The sequence below is a fragment of the Sorangiineae bacterium MSr11367 genome (assembly GCA_037157805.1).
GTDB classification, from domain to species: Bacteria; Myxococcota_A; Polyangia; order Polyangiales; family Polyangiaceae; genus Pendulispora; species Pendulispora rubella.
Genome location: CP089983.1, coordinates 4796191 through 4820836 on the forward strand (window position 1 = coordinate 4796191; position 24646 = coordinate 4820836).

General features: G+C 65.3%; 7 protein-coding genes. 6 read left to right on the forward strand and 1 reads right to left on the reverse strand.

The window, feature by feature from the left end; all coding sequences use genetic code 11:
• The first annotated feature begins 79 nt into the window (after positions 1-79).
• Entirely contained in the window at positions 80-1780 is a 1701-nt protein-coding gene (locus LVJ94_19165) for a L,D-transpeptidase (GenBank protein WXB09339.1), read from the forward strand.
• Between the two features lie 18 nt (positions 1781-1798).
• Here LVJ94_19165 and LVJ94_19170 read toward each other — a convergent pair whose 3' ends face one another.
• Positions 1799-3556: a serine/threonine protein kinase gene (locus tag LVJ94_19170; GenBank protein WXB09340.1), complete on the reverse strand. Its 1758-nt coding sequence runs from the start codon at positions 3554-3556 to the stop codon at positions 1799-1801.
• Between the two features lie 392 nt (positions 3557-3948).
• Between LVJ94_19170 and LVJ94_19175 the strand changes: the two genes are divergently transcribed.
• From LVJ94_19175 to LVJ94_19195, 5 genes are all read left to right on the forward strand, one after another.
• Positions 3949-7779 carry a M36 family metallopeptidase gene (locus tag LVJ94_19175; protein WXB09341.1) on the forward strand — a complete coding sequence of 1277 codons (3831 nt, stop codon included), beginning with the start codon at positions 3949-3951 and terminating at the stop codon, positions 7777-7779.
• Positions 7780-7901: 122 nt separating this feature from the next.
• Positions 7902-11705 carry a M36 family metallopeptidase gene (locus LVJ94_19180; protein WXB09342.1) on the forward strand — a complete coding sequence of 1268 codons (3804 nt, stop codon included), beginning with the start codon at positions 7902-7904 and terminating at the stop codon, positions 11703-11705.
• Positions 11706-11877: 172 nt separating this feature from the next.
• Entirely contained in the window at positions 11878-15687 is a 3810-nt protein-coding gene (locus LVJ94_19185) for a M36 family metallopeptidase (protein WXB09343.1), read from the forward strand.
• A 216-nt stretch (positions 15688-15903) separates the two neighbouring features.
• On the forward strand, positions 15904-19737 hold the full coding sequence (locus tag LVJ94_19190) for a M36 family metallopeptidase (protein WXB09344.1): 3834 nt from the start codon (positions 15904-15906) through the stop codon (positions 19735-19737).
• A 304-nt stretch (positions 19738-20041) separates the two neighbouring features.
• Entirely contained in the window at positions 20042-23686 is a 3645-nt protein-coding gene (locus tag LVJ94_19195) for a M36 family metallopeptidase (protein WXB09345.1), read from the forward strand.
• Positions 23687-24646 lie beyond the last annotated feature (960 nt).

The window sequence follows — 24646 nt, forward strand, 5'->3', positions numbered from 1 at the left end:
GAGGCCACCGAGACGGGCGAGCGTACGATTTTCCGTTGGAGTTGCTGCGGCAACCTCTGTCGCCTTTGCAGGTTTGCTGGTGGCATGCGCGCAAAAGTCTGCACCGTCCGCGGTGGAGACGAGCGCGGAGGCGAGTGTGGAGTCCGCGCCCGCCGTGGTGGACGCCGGCCTCTCGGCCGAGCAGCGCGAGAAGATCCGCGAGGGAGCGCGCACGGCGTGGGCCGCGGGCGCGTACGACGGTCCACGCATCGGCGCCATGAACATGGTCACGTCGGTGCTGAGCGCACCGGCATGGCCCGAGTCGGATGCGGGCGCACCACGCGGCGAGAAGCCGAGTGTGCGCGTTGGGTACCTGCGGCACGGGGCGAAGGTGCCGGTGTTCACCCTGCCGCCGGTCATGAACGAGGGCTGCAGCGAAGGCTGGTACGAGCTCGTTCAGGGCGGCTACGTGTGCGGGCGTGCGGCAACGCTCGACTTGAAGAACCCGCGCGTGAGGCTTGCCCCGAACGGCCCCGATTTGAGCTCGGGCCTTCCGTACCGGTATGGCTACAACCTGACCAATGGAACGCCGCTTTACCGGCGCGTTCTTTCGCTGGAAGATCGCAAGAAGTACGAACCATGGCTCGTGCCCGCGCCTGCGGCACCTGCGGCCGACGAGTCGAGCGGCTCGAACGGCGAAGCGGCGGCCTCGGAGGAATCGGACGAGGCGGCACCGCCGCCGCCCCCGCCGCCGTCGCGCAACAAGCGAGCATCGGCCGCCGCGTCGGCGACGGCCACGCCGTGGTTCATGAAGGAGACCGACGGCGGAAAGCCGCAGGTGGCGCTCGGTGAGCTGCGCGGTCGCGGTGTGCTCGTGCGGCGGATGGTGCGCGGGTTCTACCTGGCGCTGGACAAAGACTTCAAAGCTGCGAATGCGCATTGGTGGAGGACCACCGGCGGGCTCGCGGTGCCGTTCGATCGCATCATGCTGCAGGCCCCCATGACCGACTTTCATGGGACGTGGTTCGGTTCGACGCCCGAACCGGGTGGGGCGCCGGATGCAGGGGCGGGGGCTCCCGCGCAGGCCGCGCAGCCGGGCGTGGGCGCGGATGCGGGCTCCGAGGGGTCGAAGTACAGCGTGGGGTTCGTTCGGTTCGACGGCGCGCACAAGTACGTCATCGACATGGAGAAAAAGAAGGTGACCTGGGGTGAGGCGCTTTCGCGGCGGCGTGCGGTCGGCCTCACCGGCGCGACGTTCGTGAACGGCGGGGTGACCTTCCGCGAGACGACGGAGGGCTCCTGGGTTCGCGGCGCCGACGTGACCGAGGTGAAGCCGTCACCGCGGCCGGCCGAGGTCGGACCGAACGAGAAGTGGATCGACGTGAACCTGACGAACCAGACCTTGGTGGCGCTGGAAGGCGACGTGCCGGTGTTTGCAACGTACGTCTCGTCGGGACGGCACAATGCGTACGACAAGGAGCACGACTACGCGACCCCCGCAGGGAGCTTCCGCATCCGCGAAAAGCACGTGACCGCGACGATGGACGGCGACGTTGCCGGCGTGGGCCCGTACTCGATCGAGGACGTGCCGTGGGTCATGTATTACCAGGGGAGCTATGCGCTGCACGGCGCCTTCTGGCACGGGCAATTCGGGCATCAGCATAGCCACGGCTGCATCAACCTCGCGCCGGTGGACGCGCGCACGCTGTTCCATTGGGTCGAGCCGCAGTTGCCGACGGGGTGGCATGGCGTCTTCTCGTCGGGCGACCGCGAGGGGACGACGGTCGTCATTCACGAGTAGCGAGCCGACGGTCCTACTTTATGGCTGGATCGTGTTGAAGACGTAGTTGAACGCCACCGAGGGGGAGGTGAAGGGCGTGACCGTGACGTTCTGAAAGCGCTGCGCGATGCAGTTGCCCACGGCGGTGCCGGCGTACGGGGGGCTCAGGGTGACGTGCAGGATGGTGCCATCCGTGTCGAAGCGGGCGCGGATGCTCCCGGGGCCGCGCGGGCCTCCGGGGATGGCGCACGTCGGAAGATCCGCCGCGATGCCGTCGAAGGTGCGGGTGGCTTCTTCGCGCGAGAAGCTTTCGCGTTTGCGCGCGGGGCGCGTGGCCGGTGCCGCACCCGCGTCGGAGCTCGTCGCGACCGCGCTCGCGTCCACCGTGGGCTCGATGACGGGCGCCGCGCTCACCACGGGCGAGGGGACTGGGACTGGGGTTGGCGCCGTCGGCTCGGCGGAAGGAGCTGCGGAGGTCGCGGAGGCGGCGGAGGGCAGCGCGGCCACGGTGGCGCGTGGTCGGCCGTACGGGGACGGATTTGCCCGCCAGAAGAGCACCGCGCCCCAGAGAAGCGCGGAGGCGGCGAGGGCGGCGCCTGCAATCGCGGGCAGGAGCCAGAGGCGGCGCTCGGGCAGGGGGGCCTGCTTCAGCGCGGTCGACATGCCCGAGGGCGTCGACTGGGGCGCCCGCGAGAGCGCGGGATCCGTGTCGTCCAGCCGCGAGGGCGTGCGCACGGACGCTGGCCCGCTCCGGCGCGACGACTGCGGCGGCCGGGTAACCTTGCCCGCGTGGCTCGCCGCCCGCCCGCTGGTCAGCCCACTCAACGAGGCGGTACGCGGACGGATCTTGACGCTGGAGTCCTCGCGGGCGGCGCCGCGCAGGTCGCGCCAGAACTCGCCCACGTTGCCGTGGCGCACCGCCGGCTCCAGCGCGAGGGCACGCGTGAGCACGGCCTCGACGTGGCTCGAGATGGGCACATCGAGGTTTTTCGCCGTCGGCCGAAAACCCGGCTGGAACGAGTGCAGCACGTCGGCCACGGGCATGTTGTGCGGCACCACCGGTGAGCCGGAGAGCGCCTCGTAGATCACCAGCGCCATGGCGTAGACGTCGGTGGCCGCACCCGGCGTGCCGAAATGGCGATCGAGCTGCTCGGGGGCCGAATAGCTCGGAAACATGACCCGCAGACCATTCGTGCCCATCGACGAAACCGACGAGACGGAGTGCTCGTTGAGCAGCTTGGCCACGCCGAAGTCGAGCACCTTGACGATGCGCCCTTCGACCGTCGGCACCACGAACAGGTTTCGCGGGTTGATCGAATGATGGACGACGCCCTGGAGGTGCGCATACGAGAGCGCCTCCGCGGCCGAATCGAGCAAGGCGATGACCTCGCGCAACGACCGCGGACGCAGCCCTTCCTTGGCGCGCTCCTCGAAGTCGGTGGCGAGGGAACACCCTTCCAGCCACTCCCGCACCAGGTACGGGACCGATTGGCCCGTGCGCGGTGCCATGGTCGTACCGAAGGCGATACTCCGAGCAATATGCAAGTTGCCCAGCGCAAGTCGGTAATGCAGCCGTGCCCCGTCACGAAAGCTCTCCAGGAACGGTTCCAAGAGCGCGAGGTCGAGGGTGGGCGGGACGTTCAGGCACTTGATGGCAACCGGAGCGTCGACCCCCAGATGGTGTCCCTTGTAGACCACCGTGAAGTCGCCCTCGCCGGCGAAGCGATCCACACGAAACTGACCGTCGAGCACATCCCCAACCAAATCAAAGGGATCCTCGAAGTCCGGGCCTTGCATCTCTTGCGTCCGATTCGCTCTTCCGGTCGCCGTGTGGCGACTGGGACGCCCATTAGACCACTTCTTTCGCACGACCCCAAGCCGCTCCCCTTTCCTAACGATGCAGGCCGGGCGGTCTGGTCCTGCATGACGCCATCATTTTTTACCGGCGTGAACATGAAGGCTTAACGGCGGACGTCACATGTGCTACGAGCCCTACGGTTCAGTATGGGCCCAATGCGGCTTGCGCCCACATCCGCATTAGGGCGGCCCGTCCGGGTGCTCCGGACGAAGCCCTCGCGAGACACCCGAAATGAGAATCGGCGGCCGCTCGGTCTACGAGTGCGCCGCGCGAGCGTACGTGTGCGCGCTTTTGGCGTTCCTACACGCGACTACTTTGGAGGGGTTTGACGATGCGTTCCTACTTGACCCGAATTGGTGCACTGGCTGCGACGGGCGCGATGCTCTTTGCGTTTCCGATGTGCGCGAAAGACACATCGTCCTCGGGGTCTATTCCTGGCCCGGCGGGGAATCTCGGTGATGAAGATGCCGCACGCGCGGCGTTGGCGAATGCGCCGCTTGGTCATGTGGTGACCCGCGATGCGCAGGGGCGGGCGCGCTTCGTGATGGGGGAGACGGCGGGGCCCACACTCGGTGCGGGCGTGGGCTCGGCGGTCGCATCCCGGGTGCATCTTTACCGTCACGGTGCGCTGCTCGGATTGAGCGACGCCGCTGTGCGTGACGCCGTGCTCACAGCCACCCAGGAGCTCCCGGGTGGTGCGAGCTTGGTGCAGTACACGCAGCAGGTCGATGGGGTGCCCGTCTTTCGTGCTCGGGCGAGTGTGCTCCTCGATGCCGGGAAAAATCTGGTGTCGCTGACATCGAGCCTGCATCCGGGTGCGGCGGGCACGAAGGCGGTCGCGTTCCCGACGACGGCCGAGTCGGCATTGGCCAACGTGTACGCGGCGCACTTCGGGCGCTCGCTTTCTTCGAGCGCGGTGCGGGATCTCGGGGCCAGCAGCTACGCGGTGACGACGGCGGCGGATGCTCCGCGGCTGCTCGACGTGACGGCGAAGCGCGTGCTCTTCCCCGATGCGAACGCGCTCGTCCCGGCGTACCACGTCGAGTTCATTGGTCGCGCGGCCGGCTCCGCGGAGGATGACGGCTACGAGTACGTCGTCAGCGCCGTCGGCGGAAAGCTTCTCTACAAGGCATCGATCACGGCCAACGAGAAGTTCAAGTACAAGGTTTGGGCTGACGCCACCGGGAGCCATACACCGGCGGATGGTCCGTACGTGCGCTCCGTGCCCTACAAGGGCGCGCCGGTGCCCAGCAATGTGGAGCCGGCGTTCGCCACGCCGGTCGACGTCGAGATCGATGGCTTCAACAAGCACGGCGATCCTTGGCTGCCGGCAGGGGCAACGGTCACCAAGGGCAACAACGTGCACGCGTACAGCGATCGCAACGACCAGCACAAGACGGGCGACGCCGGCACGAGCATCGGCGACGGATTCGACCCGGGTGTGGACGTGCAGGGAACGGCCACGGGCAACGTGTTCGGCGACGTGTACGACGTCAACGCCGAGCCCGAGGTGAACGAGGGGCAGATCCGGGCGGCCGTCACGCAGCTCTTCTACGTGAACAACTGGCTGCACGATTACTGGTACGACTCGGGCTTCGACGAGACCGCCGGCGTCGCGCAGAGCGACAACTTCGGGCGCGGTGGTGTGGCGAACGATCCCATCCGCGCCGAGGCGCAGGACGGCGCGCTGTTCGGGCAAGCGAACAACGCCAACATGTCGACGCCGTCCGATGGACGCTCGCCGCGCATGCAGATGTTCGTGTGGGCGCCGGCGATGAAGCGCAAACTGGAAACGAATCCCGCGGTGACGTTCGACGACGGGTGGGGCGCGGTCACGACGTATGCGGCGCAGACGTTCGACGTGCCGGCGGGCAAGGAGATCGTGCTGTCGAGCGATGGCTCGGCCACGCCGACCCTCGCGTGCGCGCAGCCGGTCAACGTTTCGGGCAAGATTGCGGTCATCGACCGCGGTGGTCCGGCGGCGTGCACCATCCCGCTGAAGATGCAGAACGCGAAGAAGGGCGGAGCCATTGGCGTCATCTTCGTGAACAACGCCGTGGGCGCGCCGGGGCTTGGCGGTGTGGTGGCCGACGACGTCAAGAACGAGCTAAAAGACCTGCCGATCCTCACCGTGAGCAAGCGCAATGGCGACGCGCTGAAGGCGAAGCTTACGGCCGGCGCGGTGACCGCGTCGGTGATGTCACGCGCTGCGGAGGCGCCGAAGCACGATGGCACCATCGACAACTCCGTGGTGGCGCACGAGTGGGGGCACTACATCCACCATCGCTTGGTCAATTGCGGCTCGCAGTCGTGCGGCGGCATGAGCGAAGGGTGGGGCGACTTCAACGCGCTCTTCATGACGGTGCGTGAGAACGATGACCTGAACGACACGGTGTGGCCGGCCGCGCAGTATGCGAGCGCGGGCATCGCGCCCGAAGGCTCGGTCTATTACGGCATCCGCCGCGCGCCCTATTCGACGAGCACGAAGGTGAATCCGTTCACGTTCCAGCACGTGCGCCGCAGCGCCGTGTTGCCGACGACGGCGCCGCTGGCGGTGGCCTCCGTCGATCCCAGCGAGGTGCACAACGTGGGCGAGATTTGGGCGGAGACGCTCTTCGAGGCCTACGTGAACGTGTTGAAGAACGAAGGAACCTTCGCGGAGAAGAAGCGCCGCTTTGCCACGTACCTGGTGGCAGGCATGCGCGGTGCGCCGGTGGAGCCGACGTTTACCGAGCAGCGCGATGCGATCCTCGCCGCGGTGCTGAGCACCGGAAACCAGGCCGATTTCGAGGCCATTGCGAAGGGCTTTCAGAAGCGCGGCCTCGGGGCGGGTGCGGCGTCGCCTCCCACGTCGTCGGAGTCGCTGGACGAGATGACCGAGGACTTCAGCTTCGTGGGGAACGTGGCCCTGCAAACGACGAAGCTCGAGGAGACGGAGTCGTGCGACCAGGACGGGCACCTCGATGCCGGCGAAAAGGGCACGTTCACCGTGACCTTGAAGAACATCGGGTGGCTCACGCTGGCGGACACGCGCGTGTCGCTGAAGTCGTCCGATCCGAACATCACGTTCGAGCGCGATTCGGACACGGTGCCATCGATTTCGCCGCTGCTCCAGACGGCGACGGTGAAGTTCACGGTGCGGGTGGGCGCGAATGCGCCGGCGCGCGGGACGCTGCCCATCACCGTGACGGTGGCCAACGATGCGTCGTTCGTGAAGACCAAAGATACGCTTTTCGAGACGCGCTACAATTACGACGACGCGCCCAACACGTCGGCCACGGACGACGTGGAAAGCGAGAAGGTGGCGTGGACCGCCGCCGGCGACCTGCACGGGTGGGCACGCGGCGGAACGGCGACGGAGCACGCGTGGCACGGGCAGGATATCGGCACCACCACGGACGAGCGGCTCGTTTCACCGGATTTGGTCGTCGCGGCCAGCGGTGAATTCAAGATCGATTTCAAACACCGTTACTCGTTCGAATATGCAGCGCAGTCCGGAACGACGCCGCCCGTGTATTACGACGGCGGTGTGCTGGAGCTTTCGGACGACGGCGGCGTGACGTGGAAAGATATTTCGGCGCTCGCCGAGCCCGGTTATGGGGGCGTGTTGACCACGGGCAATCCGCTGGTGGGGCAGAAAGCCTGGGTTGCCGAGTCGGCCGGGTATCCGAGTTACGTGCCGGTGTCGCTCAATCTGGGATCGGCGTTTGCGGGCAAGACGGTCAAAGTGCGATTCCGCACGGTGACCGATCCGGGCGTCGGCGCGCCGGGATGGGATATCGACGATATTGCGTTCGGCGGCATTACGAACAAGCCATTCGCGACGGTCGTCGACGATGGCACGGATTGCCATCTCGGCGGCGGTGATGCGGGGGCCGAAGGCGGCACCGGCGGTGATTCGGGCACCGGAGACTCGGGCACGACGGCCGACAGCGGAACGGACGCCGACAGCGGAACGTCGGATGCCGGCACAGTGGACAGCGGGTCGGGCGGCGATGCGGGGAACGGAACCCCGCCGCGCCACACGAACGACGATTCATCGTGCGCGGTTAGCGCGATTGGCGCGGTGGGCACGGGCAGTACCGGCGGGGCGATCGGTGGAGGATTCTTCGCAGGTTTGCTCATGCTCGTGCGCCGCCGTCGGCGTACGGGCGCGGTGTGATGACGGATTGAACGCTTCGAGACCCCAATAAGAGACAGAGCGGAGAAAAACGAAACATGCGGTCCTATCTGACGCGAGCAGGCTTAGTAACGGCAGCGGGAGCATTGCTCATTGCTCTCCCGATGTGTGCCAGCATCAACGATTCGCCTGCACCGCAGGCGGCGCCCACCGTCGGCACGGGCGAGGAAGGGGCGCGTGAGGCGCTCAAGAATACCCCCCTGGGTACCGTCGTTTCGCGGGATGGGACCGGGCGCGCGCGCATGGTGCTCGGGGCCGCACCGAGCGCGCCGCTCAAGCTCGAGGTGAACGCCGAAACGGCGGCGCGCATTCATCTATCGAGGCATGCGTCGCTCTTCGGCCTGCACGAGGCAGCCGTGCGCGATGCGTCGGTGAGCGTATCGCGGCCGCTGCCCGGCGGCGCTTCGATGGTGCAGTTCGCGCAATCGGTGAACGGCATCGAAGTGTTCCATTCGCGTGCGACCGTGGTGGTCGACGCGGCGAAGAACCTCGTCTCGGCGTCGTCCACGTTGCATCCCGAGGGCGGGGCGACGCACGCGGTCAAGGCGATGAAGTTCTCCATTTCGCCGGAGCAGTCGCAGTCGAACGTGCATGTCGCCCACTTTGGCCAGGCGTTCGCGTCGGGCGCCGTGCGCATCATGCAATCGACGGCCAAGCGGGTGTTGGTGCCCGAGGGTGACTCCCTCACGCCGGCGTATTACATCGAGTTCCTCGCCCGCCCGGTGGATACGCAGGTGAACGAGGGCTATGCCTATGCGGTCTCCGCGAATGATGGCCGCGTGCTCTACAAGGCTTCGCTTACGGACCACGAGGCGTTCAAGTACCGCGTGTGGGCGGAAGCCGATCAGAACAACATTCCGATGGACGGCCCGTACCAGGATTACTCGCCGCATCCCGAAGGGAAGCCGGACGGCAAGTTGCCGGGCTATCGGCTGCCCAACGACATCTCCATGGAAGGGTTCAACAAGAACCCGGAGGGCAAGTCGGATCCGTGGCTGCCCGCCGATGCCACGAGGACCTTCGGCAACAACGTGCGCGCGTACAGCGACCGAAGCGACACCCACGAGGAAGACGCGGGCGTGCCGACGGGCAAGGGCGATGGCTACGACGAGGGCGTGGACGTCGTGCCGGACGTGACGACGCCGGGGACGCGCGAATTTTTGCGCACGTTCGACGTCGACAAGAAGCCGAACGAGAACAACGAGCAGATCAAGGCAGCGGTCACCGATCTGTTTTACGTCAACAACTGGATGCACGATTACTGGTACGACTCGGGCTTCAACGAGGCGGCCGGCAATGCGCAGGCGTTGAATTTCGGGCGCGGCGGGAAAGAGGGCGATGCGCTGCGCGCCGAAGGGCAAGACGGTGCCGACTTCGGGCAGCAGAACAACGCGAACATGACGACGTTCGCCGAGGGAACGTCGCCGCGGATGCAGATGTTCGTGTGGAACGGCGTGATCAATCGAAAGATCACGACCACGCCGGCGCTCACCTTCGACGACGCCTTTGGGGCGGCGCAGTTCGGCGCGCAGACGTTCGACGTGAGCGCCGACGCCGTGGTGGCGAACGACGGCACGGCTCCGACGGGCGACGCCTGCCAGGCGTTGACGGGCCTCGATGGCAAGATCGTGGTGATCGACCGCGGGACGTGCTCCTTCGTGGACAAGGTCAAGAATGCCCAGGCCGCAGGCGCGAAAGCCGTTCTGGTGGTCAACAATGCGGCCGGCCACCAGGTGATCAACCCGGCAGGAACCGATGCGACGATCACCATACCGGTCCTTTCCGTGAGCCTCGAAGATGGGAAGAAGGTGAAGGACGCGCTCGCGGCCGGCACCGTCAAGCTGCAGCTTTTCCGCGGGGCGGAGGTGCTTCACGACGGCACCATCGACAACACGGTGATCGCGCACGAGTGGGGGCATTACTTGCACCACCGCCTGGTCATCTGCGGCTCGACGTCGTGCCGTGGCATGAGCGAGGGGTGGGCGGACTTCAATGCGCTCATGATGGTCATTCGCGAGGCGGACACGCTGGAGGGCAAGGCGTTCCCGATGGCGCAGTACGCGGCGGCGGGGCTCGGGGCGAATGCGGGCTACTTCGGTATCCGCCGTGCGCCGTATTCGACGCTGTTCACGCAGAATGCGTTTACGTTCAAGCATATCGCGGCCAACTCGACGGCTCCGACGGAAGCGCCGCTGGGTAGCGGCGGCCCGATGAACGAGGTCCACAACGTCGGCGAGATTTGGACGCAAGCGCTGTTCGAGGGCTACGTGAATTTGCACGCGGCCGGAAAGGTGGCGGGGCGCACCTTCCAGGAGACGAAGCGCCGTATGGCCGACTACATCGTGGCCGGGATGCAGATCACGCCGATCGAGCCGACCTTCGTGGAGCAGCGCGACGCGATTCTGTCGGCGGTTGCGGCGACGGGCCGCAAGGACGACTTGGATGCGCTCGCGCGCGGCTTTGCCAAGCGCGGATTCGGCGTGGGCGCCGTGGCCCCGCCGACGGCGTCGTTGACGCTCAACGAGGTCAAGGAGAGCACGGCGACCGGCGGTGATCTCGGCTTCGTCGCCGCGACGATCGACGACTCGGGCACGTCGTGCGACCACGACGGCATCCTCGACTCGGGCGAGAACGGTTCACTCAAGGTGACCGTGCGCAACACCGGCTTCTCGGCTCTGGCGGCGGGAACGAAGGTGAGTGCGACGACGACCGCGGAAGGGATCACCCTCGGGGCCGAGGGCACCGTCGACGCGATCGATGCGCTGGGCGATGTCTCGGTGTCGATTCCGATCAGTGCGGCGCCGGGTCGAACGGCGCGCGGACACATTCCGCTCACCATTACGGTGAAGAACGATGCGGCCGCGGTGAACAAGACGGTCACTGCGACGGCGGATATCAATGACAACTACGACGACGTGGAGAAGGCGTCGACGACCGACGATGCCGAGAGCAACAAAGAGGCTTGGTCGTCGGCCGACGATACACCCCGGCTCAAGGCGTGGTCGCGCCAGGGCACCGTATCGGCGCACGTCTGGCACGGCGACGACCTCGGCCTGGAGAGCGACGAGCGCCTCGTTTCACCGGATCTGGTCGTGGGCCAGGACGATTTGGTGCTGACGTTCAGTCATCGCTACAAGTTCGAAGAGGATACGACGCCGACGTTCTACGACGGCAGCGTTCTCGAGGTTTCGAAGGATGGCGGCGCGACCTGGGAGGACGTGGAGCACTACGTCGATCCGGGTTACCCGCACACGATTCTGGACGAGCCGACGTTCGGGAATGCGCTCCACGGCCGCAAGGCGTTCACCGGAACGTCGACCGGGTACCCGAATTACGAGACGAAGACGCTGAACTTCAAAAAGCTGCTCGCGGGCAAGACGATCAAGATTCGATTCCGAATCGGGACCGACGGCGCGGCGGGGGCGGCGGGCTGGGACATCGACGATATCAAAGTAACGGGGATTACGAATCTTCCGTTCCCTGCCGTGACGGACAACAAAGTCGCGTGCGGCGTCGATGGTGGCGGTGGTCCTGGCGATGGCGGGACCAGCGACGGCGGAACCGGTGACGGTGGCGTCGACCCGGGGACGGATGCGGGCACCGATTCTGGCACCGACGCCGGTACCGATTCCGGAACGGATGCGGGCACGGACTCCGGCACCGACGCGGGCACGGACTCGGGGACCAGCGCGGACGCCGGTGGCGGCACCGATGCTGGCGGCAGCTCGGATGCCGGCGGCAGCACGGACGCCGGTCCGCAGGGCGTGCCGCCTCGCTACACGAACAACGATAGCTCGTGCGCGGTCTCGCCCGCTTTGGGCCAGGGCGCGTTGCCGAGAGGCGCAGGCGTGGGCGTCTTCGCGGGGCTCCTCATGCTGCTGGGGCTTCGCCGCCGCGTGAAGGCTTAGTCGGCACGGCGAGAAACGTCCGAGAAGCGAACGAAAGAGTGGCCATGCGGTCAAGACCGCTGGCCACTCTTTGTTCCATGAAACGGAGAGCGCATCGTCGCGAATTTCCGTTGAACCGGAGATGCGATATCGTCAGGTGTCTTCGCCAGACGTTCCATTTTCCAGGGGGAGTATGATGCGACACTACCTGACCCGATTTGGCGTTTTTGCCGCGGCCAGTGTTCTGCTGACCGCCCTTCCCATGTGCGCGAAGGAATCGCGGACCGATTCGCCAGCTCCTCCGAGCGGCGCGGCCGACGAGGAAGGCGCCCGAACCGCGTTGATGGGCACTCCCCTCGGCCAAATCATTTCGCGCGATGCACATGGCAAAGCGCGTGTCATTCTGGGCGGGCTCGGCGAGGATCGCCCGACGCTGAGCGTCAATGCCGAGACGGCGGCGCGCGTTCACTTGCTGCGTCATGCCGAGCCGCTCGGTTTGAACGAAAGTGCCGTGCAGGGTGCGACAATCGCGGCGACGCATTCCATTGGCGGCGGCGCGAGCGTCATCCAGTTCGAGCAGCGAATCGACGGCATCGAGGTCTTCCAATCGCGCGCCGCCGTGGTGGTCGATGCGACGAAGAACCTCGTTTCGCTCGCATCGAATTTGAGCATCGCCGGTTCGGCGACCCGCGCAACCAAATGGGATTTCAGCCTTCCGGCGGAAGCCGTGATGGAGAGTCTCTACGGCGAACATTTCGGCGTGCCGCTCGCGAGCGGTTCCGTGCGCGATACGGGCCCGGTTCATGGCGGTGAATTGCGCGGCCTGGCCGTGACCCATCCGAAGGGCGCGCCGCGCGTATCCCATGCGACGGTGAGGCGGGTGCTCTTTCCGGACGCGTACGGCCTCACGCCCGCGTACTACGTGGAATTCTTCGCGCGCGGCTCGCAGTCTCGCGAGAACGAGGCATTTGGCTATGTGGTGAGCGCGAAGGACGGTCGCATTTTTTACAAGAGGTCCCTCACGCACAGCGAGAAGTTCCGATACCGCGTCTGGGCGGAGGCCGACCAGGGCAACATTCCCACGGACGGTCCCTACAAGGACTACACGCCGAACCCGGCGGGGGCGCCGCAGAAGAACGTCCGCCCCGAGTTCAACGATACGCCCCCGATCATCGAGATGGACGGGTTCAATGCCCCGAAGGATCCGTGGCTTCCCGCGAATGCGACCACGACCTCGGGAAACAACGTCGATGCGTACAGCGACCGGACGGATACCCACGGCGAGGATGCCGATGGCGTCCCCACGGGCGAGGGCGACGGTTTCGGGGAGGGCGATGTTCGGGCCGATACCAACACGAGCACGCCGCGGACGTTCGATCGCCTCTACGATACGGCGGCGGCTCCGAATGCGAACCAGGATCAGATCAAAGCCGCCATCACGCAGCTGTTCTACGTGACCAACTGGATGCACGATTACTGGTACGACTCGGGCTTCGACGAGATGTCGGGAAACGCGCAGCGCGACAACTTGGGGCGCGGGGGCGTGGCGGGCGATCCGCTCCTCGTCGAAGCACAGGACGGCGCCGATTTCGGACAGGCGAACAATGCGAACATGTCCACGCCGGCCGACGGAACGTCGCCGAAAATGCAGATGTACGTATGGTCGGGCATTGCCAATCGTCGATTGGACGCGGCCCCTGCGACGGAATTCTCCGATGGGTATGGAGCCCCTGCGTACGGTCCGCAAACATATACGCTGCCTGCCGCCGCGTCGCCCCAAGCGGCATTCGTGATTGTCAATGATGGTACTGCGCCCACCAGCGACGCGTGCGAGGCCATCATCAACGGAGCCCAGGTCAACGGCAAGATCGCGGTGATCCGCCGTAGTGCCACCGCGGGTTGTACGCTCTACGCGCGAACCCAACGGGCGCAGGCCGCGGGCGCGATCGGGGCCATCATCATCAACAACAATCCTCCCGATACGCACGAAGTCGTGAATCCTTCGACACCCGACGGTGGCGGGGGCGACATCGAGATCCCCCTGCTCACCGTGAGCTCGGAGGACGGCAAGCTTCTCACCGACAAGATCGAGGCCGCCCCCGGTACGGTGACGGGACGGATGGTCCGCGGCGTCGAGACGCTGCACGATGGGACCATCGACAACACCGTCGTGGCGCACGAGTGGGGGCACTACCTGCACAACCGCCTCGTCACGTGCGGGCGCAAAGCGTGCGACGGCATGAGTGAGGGCTGGGCGGATTTCAACGCTCTGCTCATGGTGGTGCGCGAGGGTGACACCATCGATGGAGCGGCGTACCCGCTTTCACAATACGCGACCGCGTCCGACGCGTATGGGAGCTATTTCGGTATCCGGCGCGCGCCCTATTCGACGGATTTGACCAAAAATCCGTTCACGTTCAAGCATATGCAGGGAAGCGCGGAGCCTCCGACGACGGCCACGATCCTATCCGGTGGCGACATGAGCGAGGTCCACAACGTCGGCGAGATTTGGGCGCAGACCCTTTTCGACGGCTATGCCAACTTGCAGAAGGGCGCCGGCACGTTTCAGGAAAAGAAGCGCCGAATGGCCAATCATATCGTCGCCGGCATGAAGGCCACGGTCGTGGAGCCGAGTTTTACCGAGCAGCGTGACGCGATCCTCGCGGCGGCGTGGGCCAGCGGACAAAAGGACGATTTTTTGGCCCTCGCCAAGGGGTTCGCCAAGCGCGGCATGGGCGTGGGCGCCGTGTCGCCGGTCGCGCCGGCCGATCCCAACGAGGACTCGTTCGAAGGCGTCGTGGAGAGTTTCGACTTCGCGAAGGGGGATCTCACCGTGGCCGATGCGTCGGTGACGGAAACGGACAGCGGTTCGTGCGATCACGATGGCGTTCTCGATGCCGGCGAAACGGGCGCGGTGACGATCAAGCTGCGCAACGTGGGTTGGGTTGCCCTCAAGGATTCGAAGGTGACGGTCTCCTCGGGCGAGCCGAGCCTGACCTTCGGCAGCGGCGGCAGCGGTGGGGAGGCGACGGTGGCGTCCCTCGATCCGTACCAGGATGCAACCGTCAAGATTCCGGTCAGCGTGGCCAAAGATGCAAAGGTGAAAGGCCTGGTTGCACTGAAGATTACCCTGAGCAACGCGGCGAGCGTGAAGACGAGTGCGGACCGAATGCTCGACGCGGTGGTCAATTTCGACGAGGCGCCGAATACGTCGGCCACCGACGATGTCGAAAGCCTGGCGACGACGCCGGCATGGGGGTTGACCCACGCGCCGGCGGATTTGAAGTCGTGGTCGCGGCGCGCGGATGGAACGAACCACGTCTGGCACGGGAACAACAGCGGCTATTCGGGGGATGAGAGCCTGGTGTCGCCCGATTTGACGGTGGGCGGGGAGGACTTCACCATTTCGTTCAAGCACCGGTACGCGTTCGAGTATTCGCCGGCGGGCCAGGTGGGGCCGGACATCGTCTACTGGGACGGTGGTGTGCTGGAGTTGTCCGAGGACGGCGGCACGACGTGGAAAGACGTGAGCACGTACGGCGTGGACCCGAAGTACCCCACGACGCTTCACAAGTCGACGAGCAACCCGCTTTCGCAGCGAAAGGCCTGGGGCGCTGTGTCGGAAGGGTACCCGGCCTACCAGACCGTGTCGCTGAATTTTGCAAAACCATTGCTGAACGCGAAGACGGTCAAAGTACGATTCCGCATCGGGACCGATGACGCCACCGGCGCAGGCGGCTGGGATATCGACGACGTGGCGTTCACCGGCGTCACGAACAAGCCGTTCTCGACCCAGGTCGCCGAGCCAACGGTCTGCACCCTCGGCGCGGACGCGGGGCAGGGGATCCCGGTGCGCTATACCAATTCGGATAGTGCGTGTTCCGTTTCGGCGGCCGCCGTGGGGAGCGGCGGTGCAGGGACGCAAAAGCCAGGGGCGGCCGCGGGACTCGGGGGCCTGTTGGCCGGGCTCACGATGCTCCTTCGCCGGCGCCGCCATCACTAGAAATATCGGCGAAACCTTGCAAAAGAAGAAAAGAAGGCGGAAGGACCTGAAAGCGATGCGCCTTCTTTTCCAAACTGAAAAAAGAAAGCGGCGCCCTTCGAGCAGAAGCTGCACATAACGCTCATAAAAACTCCCCCTCCGCGTCACTTAACCGCGACGCAAAGGTGTGTTACCACTTGGCATTTCGCCATACGTCTCATTTTCGAGGGGAGTACGATGCGACATTACCTGACCCGATTTGGCGCTCTGACTGCGGCCGGCGCCCTGCTGACGGCCCTACCGATGTGCGCGAAGGAGTCGCCAACCGATTCGTCGGCGGCACACTCCGAGCATGGCGATGAGGAAAGCGCACGCGCCGAGCTGGCGGGAACTCCCCTGGGCAACGTCGTTTCGCGCAACGCGAATGGCCATGCGCGCGTCATTTTGGGAGGCCTCAGTGAGGGGCGGCCAACGCTGAGCGTCAATGCCGAGACGGCGGCGCGCGTTCACTTGCTGCGTCATGCCGAGCCTCTCGGCTTGAACGAGAGCGCCGTGCGCGGGGCGGGGGTGACGGTGTCGCATTCCATCGGCGGCGGCGCGAGCATCGTGCAATTCGAGCAGCGCATCGACGGGCTCGAGGTGTTCCGCTCGCGCGCGACGGTGGTCGTCGACGCGACGAAGAACCTCGTGTCCCTGGGGTCGAACTTGAGCATGGCCGGCTCGGCGAGCAACGCGGCCAAGTGGGAATTCGCCCTTCCGGCAGAAGCCGTGATGGGGAGCCTTTACGGTGAGCACTTCGGCGTGCCGCTCGCCAGTGGCTCCGTGCACGATACGGGGCCGGTGAACGGCGGCGAATTGCGCGGTCTGGCCGTGACCCATCCAAAGGGCGCACCGCGTGTGTCGGATGCGACCGCGCGGCGGGTTTTGTTCCCGGACGCGTACGGCCTCACGCCCGCGTACTACGTGGAATTTTTCGCGCGCGCGCCCAAGTCGCGCGACAACGAGGCCTTCGGCTACGTGGTGAGCGCGAAGGATGGACGCGTCTTGTACAAGACGTCGCTCACGCAGAACGAGAAGTTCAAATACCGGGTCTGGGCGGAGGCCAACCAAGGCAACATTCCGATGGACAGTCCGTACCAGGACTACTCGCCGAACCCGGTCAAGGTGCCGCAGAAGAACTTCCGCCCTGCATTCAACAATGCGCCGCCGCTCATCGAGGTCGACGGGCTCAATGCCACGAAGGATCCGTGGCTGCCGGCGGATGCGACGACCACGTCGGGAAACAACGTTGATGCCTACAGCGATCGGACCGATACCCACGCCGAGGATGCCGATGGAAATCCGACCGGCGAGGGCGACGGCTTCGGCCCGGGCGACCTGCGCGCCGACACCAATACGAGCACACCGCGCACGTTCGATCGACTCTACAACACGGCCGCGGCGCCGAATGCGAACGACGACCAGATCAAGGCGGCCGTGACGCAGTTGTTCTACGTGAACAACTGGATGCACGACTATTGGTACGACTCGGGCTTCAACGAGGCGTCGGGCAATGGCCAACGCGACAACCTCGGCCGCGGAGGCGCGGGCAACGATCCGCTGCTCGTCGAGGCGCAGGACGGCGCCAATTTCGGCGTGTCGAACAATGCGAACATGTCCACGCCGGCCGACGGAAAGTCGCCGAAGATGCAGATGTACGTGTGGACGGGCATCGCGGATCGTCGGTTGGATGCGACCCCCGCGACGGCGTTTACCGATGGCTATGGGGCGCCGGCCTACGGTCCGCAAACGTACACCGTGCCCGCGGCCGCATCGCCGCAGGTTGCGTTCGTGATGGCCAATGATGGCACCGCGCCTTCGAACACCGACGCCTGCGAGGAGATCACGAACAAGGCCGAGATCAGCGGCAAGATCGTGGTGATCGAGCGCAGCGACGTGGCGGGTTGTACGTTCTACGCGCGCGCCCAACGAGGCCAGGCGGCGGGGGCCATCGGCGTCATCATCGTCTACAATGGCCCCGCGGGCCAGGTCGTGAATCCGTCGCCGCCCGCGGGCGGCGGCACGGACATCCGTATTCCGGTGCTCACCATGAGCTCGAATGACGGCAAGCTCCTTACCGACAAGATCAAGGCCGCCCCCGGCTCGGTGACCGGGCGGATGTTCCGCGGCCCCGAGACGTTGCACGATGGGACCATCGACAACACGATTGTCGCCCACGAGTGGGGCCACTACTGGCACCACCGCCTCGTCACGTGTGGCAGCAAAGCGTGCGGCGGTATGAGCGAAGGGTGGGCCGATTTCAATGCGATCTTCATGGTCGTTCGAGAAGGTGATGCCATCGATGGGGGCGTGTACGCCCTTTCGCAATATGCGACCGCCTCCGATGCGTATTCGGCCTATTTCGGTATCCGCCGGGCGCCGTATTCTACGGATTTGACCAAGAACCCGTTCACGTTCAAGCACGTTCAGGGCAGCTCGGAACTGCCGACCACCGCGCCGCTGCAAGCCGGCGGCAACATGAGCGAGGAGCACAACGTCGGTGAGATTTGGGCGCAAACGCTCTTCCAGGGATATGCCAACTTGCAAAAGGGCACGGGCACCTTCCAGGAGAAGAAGCGGCGAATGGCCGATCACCTCGTTGCCGGTATGAAGGCTACGGTGGTCGAGCCGAGCTTCACCGAACAGCGTGATGGGATCCTCGCCGCCACCTGGGCGAGCGGGCAGAAAGACGACTTCCTCGCCCTGGCGCAGGGCTTCGCCACCCGCGGCATGGGCGTGGGGGCCGTGTCTCCGGTCACGCCGGCGGATCCGAATCAGGATACGCTCGAGGGCGTCGTCGAGAGCTTCGTTTACGACAAGGGCGATCTCGTCGTGTCCGACGCTGCGGTTCAAGAAGTGGCGAGCGCCTCGTGCGATCACGATGGCGTGCTCGATGCCGGCGAGGCGGGCACGGTGAGCATCAAGGTGCGGAACGTGGGCTGGGTGGCCCTCAAGGACTCGAAGGTGAAGGTCACCGCGGCCGATCCCAGCATCACCTTTGGCAATGCCGGTGAAGGGACGGTGGCCTCGCTCGACCCGTACCAGGAGGTAACGGTCACGATTCCGGTCACCATCGCCAAGGGGGCGACGCTCAAAGGGGTGGTTCCTCTTCAGATCACGGCGACCAATGCGACGGCCGTGAAGCCGAGCGTGGCCAGTACGCTCAATGCGGTGATCAACTTCGACGATGCGCCGAAAACGTCGGCTACGGACGACGTCGAGAGCCGGGGAGCGTCGGTGTGGACGCTGACGCACGATCCGTCGGATTTGAAGGCCTGGTCGCGGCGTGCCGATGGTGCAAACCATGTCTGGCACGGCAACGATACGGGGTCGGGTGGCGATGAAAGCCTCGTGTCACCCGAGTTGACCGTGGGCACGGACGACTTCACGATTTCGTTCAAGCATCGTTACGCCTTCGAGTACACGCCGGCGTCGCAACCCGGCGCTCCCGTCACGTACTGGGACGGTGCGGTGCTCGAGGTGTCCGAAGATGGCGGCACGACGTGGAAGGACGTCAGCACGTACGTCGATCCGCAGTACCCCGCGACGATTCTGAAGTCGACGATCAACCCGCTTTCGCTGCGGAAGGGCTGGGGCGGTATGTCGGCCGAATATCCGGCCTACAAGCCCGTCACCTTGAACCTCGCCAAGGCGTTGAGCGGCAAGACCGTCAAAGTGCGATTCCGCATCGGTACCGATGGTGGCGCAGGGGCCGGGGGCTGGGACCTCGACGACATCGCGTTTAGTGGCATTACGAACAAGCCGTTTGCCACGCAGATTGCCGATCAAGGCGAGTGCACAGTGGCACCGCCCGATGCCGGCGCGGGCGATAGCGGTGGCCCGGGTGGGCCAGGTGGCCCGGGCGGGCCGGGTGCGGATGCCGGGCCTCAGGGAATTCCTGCGCGCTATACCAACTCCGATAGCTCGTGCGCGGTATCGGGGGCCGTCGGCGATACGACGCGCGGTTTTGCGGGGGTCGGTGGCCTATTTGCAGGCCTCATGACGCTGCTCCGCCGGCGCCGGAATCGTTAGGCCGTAGTTGCAACAATACGAAAGACGAAGCGCGGCTTGCCCTAGATGGTAGGTGTTGGGCGTCATCGGATGACGCGGCCGCGCTTCGTCCCTTCCTCTGTTGAGTCAAATGTAAGGGGAGCCGGCCCGCACGTTACTTACCGGCAAAGCAAAGTCGTGATACCAATTGGCGTTTCGCCACAGGTTCATTTTTCGAGGGAGTACGATGCGACATTACTTGACCCGATTTGGCGCCCTTACCGCGGCCGGCGTTCTGCTTACGGCCCTACCCATGTGTGCGAAGGAATCGCCGACCGATTCGTCGGTGGCTTCATCCGATGCTGACGAAGAAAGCGCACGCGCCGCGCTGACCGGGACTCCTCTGGGGCAAGTCATTTCGCGCAACGCGAATGGCAAGGCTCGCGTCATTCTCGGTGGTCTTGCCGAGGACCGCCCAACGCTCGGCGTCAATGCCGAGACGGCGGCGCGCGTTCACTTGCTGCGTCATGCCGAGCCTCTCGGCTTGAACGAGAACGCCGTGCGCGGGGCCGCGGTGACGGCCTCGCATGCCATCGGCGGTGGCGCCAGCATCGTGCAATTCGAGCAGCGCATCGACGGGCTCGAGGTGTTCCGCTCGCGCGCGACGGTGGTTGTCGACGCGACCAAGAACCTGGTGTCGCTCGGGTCGAATTTGAACATCGCCGGCTCGGCGAGCAAGGCGACGAAGTGGAACTTCCGACTCTCGCCCGAGATGGCCATGAACCGCCTCTACAACGAGCACTTCGGGCAGCAGCTCCCAGAGGGCGCCGTCCGCGACAAGGGATCCGTGAGCGGTGGGGAGCTGCGCGGCCTCGCCGTGGCCTCCGCCGACGGTGCACCGAGCGTGTTTCAAGTGACGTCCAAGCGAATCTTGTACCCCGAGCAGTACGGGCTAACGCCTGCGTACTACATGGAGTTCTTCGCCCGCGCCCCCAAGTCCAACGAGAACGAGGCCTTCGGTTACGCGGTGAGCGCGAAGGACGGGCGGGTGCTCTACAAGACGTCGCTGACGCAGTACGAGAAGTACAAATACCGTGTTTGGGCCGAAACGGATCAGGACAATATTCCCAAGGATGGTCCTTACAAGGATTTCTCGCCCCACCCGGTGGGAGTGCCTCCGAGGGCGACGCCGCTGGAGTTCGATACGACGGCCTCGCGCGGGACGAACGTGATCGAGATCGATGGGTTCAACAAGAACAAGGACCCGTGGCTGCCCGACGGCCAAACGGAGACCAAGGGCAACAACGTCGACGCGTACAGCGACCGGACGGATACGCACAAGGCCAACGACGCGGGCACCGCGATTGTCGGTGACGGATTCGGGGAGGGCGATCTTCGCGCCAACACGACGGCCGACAAGACGTTCGATCGCACGTTCAACCCAACCTTGGAGCCTGGCGCGAGTCCGGACCAGATCAAAGCGGCCGTGACCCAGATCTTCTACGACGTGAACTGGATGCACGACTACTGGTACGACTCCGGTTTCGACGAGGTCTCGAAGGTTGCCCAGGCAAACAACTACGGCCGCGGCGGGGCGGATAAGGACGAGCTTCACGCCGAGGCGCAGGATGGCGCCGATTTCGGCCAGAGCAACAACGCGAACATGTCCACGCCGTCGGACGGCGCGCATCCGCGGATGCAGATGTTCGTATGGTCGGCCCTGCCGTTGAATCGCAGCATCACCACGACGCCGGCGAAGCAGTTCACCGATTGGATCGGGGCGGCCACGTGGGGACCCCAGACCTACGACGTGACGGGGACCCTCGCCGTGGCCAACCCCGCCAACGCGTGTACCCCAGTGGGAGATCTGACCGGCAAAATCGCCGTCGTGCAGCGTGGCGCGTGCACCTTTGGGCAAAAGGCCAAACTCGTCCAAGACAAGGGAGCCATCGGGGTCATCATCATCAACAACTCCGCCGGAAACGCCGCGCCGAGCTTGGGCGCGGATCCGGCGACGTCTCCGCTGGTCACGATTCCGGTGCTTGGCTTGAGTCTCGAGGACGGTGCGAAGTTGAATGTTGCCCCCGTCGCCGTCTCCGCGGCCCTCCACCGTGGCGCGGAGGCTCCGAAACACGACGGCACCATCGACAACACCGTGGTCGCGCACGAGTGGGGGCACTATTTGCACCACCGTCTCGTCGATTGTGGATCGAAGTCCTGCGGCGGTATGAGCGAAGGCTGGGCGGATTTCAATGCGCTGTTGATGGTCGTGCGGGAGGCGGATCTCCCGCTGAAAGACAAGATATTCCCACTTTCGCAGTACGCGGGGGCGGGCTTGTTGCAGAAGTCCCCGTACTTCGGAATCCGGCGTGCACCGTATACGACCGACAAGACGAAGAATCCGTTTACGTTCCAGCACGTTCAATCGAGTGCCACACTGCCCCCCAACATTCCACTCGCTCCGGGCGGGGTGGAGATGAGCGAGGTGCACAACGTTGGCGAGATTTGGGCGAACACCCTTTTCACGGGGTACGTCAATATGCAGACCGTTGGAAAGGCCGCCGGGCGCGACTTCAAGACCATCAAGCGCCGCATGGCCGACTACATCGTGGCCGGGATGAAGGCGACGCCGGTGGAGCCCACGTTCCTGGAGCAGCGCGATGCCCTGCTGTCGGCGGTTTGGGCCATGCAGGATCGCCGCGACGACTTCCTGGCGCTGGCGCAAGGGTTCGCCGACCGCGGCATGGGCGTCGGGGCGGTGTCGCCGGGCATTGCACCGGATACGAACCAGGACGGCCTCGAGGGCGTCGTGGAGAGCTTCGTGGCCGACAAGGGCGAAGTCGTGATGGAGGCCAAGGTCGAAGAGGTCGACGCGACCTCGTGCGATCACGACGGCGTTCTCGATGCCGGCGAGACGGGGCAGGTGACCATCAAGCTGCGCAACATCGGTTGGGTGGAGCTCAAAGACACGACGGTGAAGGTGACCTCGGGCAATTCGAGCCTCGTCTTTGGTGACGGAGGGCAGAAAACCGTGGCGTCCCTCAATCCTTACGGCGATGTGACCGTGAAGATTCCGGTGACCATCCCAAAGGAAGCGACGTTCCGCGGGTTGCAGCCCATTCAAGTGACCTTGAGCAGCGCGGCCGCCGTCCATCCAACCCTGTCGGAGACGATCCAGACGACCGTCAACTTCGACGATGCGCCGAAGACCGCGACGGTCGACGATGTGGAAAGCATTGGCGAGTCGGTGTGGACGATGACCCACGGCTCGGCGGATCTGAAGGCCTGGTCGCGCCAAGCCGATGGTCTAAACCACATGTGGCACGGGAACGACACGGGGACTTCGGGCGACGAGAGCCTCGTTTCGCCGGAGCTCACCGTGGGCGATGGCGATTTCACCGTCTCGTTCAAGCACCGCTACGTCTTCGAGTACAATGTCGACGATCCGAGCAGTCCGGTCTTCTTCGACGGCGCCGTGATGGAGCTCACCGAGGACAATGGTGCCACGTGGAAGGACGTCACCACCTACGGCGTCGACCCGAAGTACCTCGCGCCCATCGTCGCCTCGGACGAGAACCCGCTGGCGGGTCGGATGGCATGGGTTGCGCGCGATAGCTTCCCCGACTTCGCCACGATATCGCTGAATTTCGGCAAGAAGCTCGCCGGCAAGACCGTCAAGGTACGATTTCGTATCGGCACCGATTCGGGCGCCGGCGCGGGCGGCTGGGACATCGACGACATTGCCTTTGCCGGCATCACCAACAAGCCGTTCACCACCCAAGGCACCAACTCCGGCGTGTGCAAAGCCCCCGGCGGCCCCGACGGCGGTCCCGGCGCCGGCGACGGTGGCCTACAAGGCATCCCCGCGCGCTTCACGAACACCGACAGCGCGTGCTCCGTCACCGCCGTTGGCGACACGACGCGCAGCCTCTCGGGCCTCGGGCTGTTCGCGGGGCTCATGATGCTGCTGCGCCGCCGCCGCAATCGGTAACGAGAACGAGCCAACGCACGACGGCGCGGCTACCCGGACCGGGTGGCCGCGCTTCGCGTTTTTGTGCGTACCATCGCGTAGCTGAGCTCGGGCCCAGCTCCGCCACAATTTCGCCCGTCAAGGGTTGCGCTGTTGAAGAACAACATCATCGCGCGCTGGCCGCCTTGGTTACATCATCGGACACCTTGGGGGGACGAAGATGCGGACCTATTTGAGGCGTGTCGGCGCGCTTGGGGCGATCGGGACGTTTTTGTTGGGGGCTACGCAATGTGCGCATGAGAAGCGGACGGCGCCGGCCTCATCGCAGCCGGCGGCCCCCAAGGATGAAGCTGGCGTGAAGGCGGCGCTGCGCGACGTGCCACTTGGGCAGGTGGTCTCGTGGGATGCGGCGACGCGGAAGGCGCGGTTCATTCGCGCGGGGTCGCAGGTCGATCGGGTGGGGCCTGCGATTCAGGCGAACGGCGAGACGGCGGCGCGGGTTCATCTGTTGCGTCATTCGGCGTTGCTCGGGGTGAGTGAGGCCGAGTTGCGGCAGGTCCCCGTGAGCACGGTACATACGATGGCGGGCGGGGCCAGTGTGGTGCAGTTCGAGCAGAACGTCGACGGCATGCCTGTGTTTCGCTCGCGCGCCAGCGTGGTGCTCGATGGGAACAAGAACCTGGTCTCCATCGGTTCGACGTTGCATGCGACCATGGTGCCGGATGCGCTCGCGGCGCGTGCGCTTCGGGTGAAGACGTTCGAGCTGAGCCCCGAGAAGGCGATGGCCAAAGCGTACGCCGACAAGTACCGGCGGGAGCCCAGCGCGGTGCGCGATGCGGGTGCGCGAAATGGATCCATGCGCGGCTACAGCGTGCTCACGCCCTCTGGGGATGCGCGGGTGGCGGATGCCACGTCCAAGCGCGTGTGGTTCCCCGAGGGGCCGGCGCTTTTGCCTGCATATTACATCGAGTTTCTCGCGCG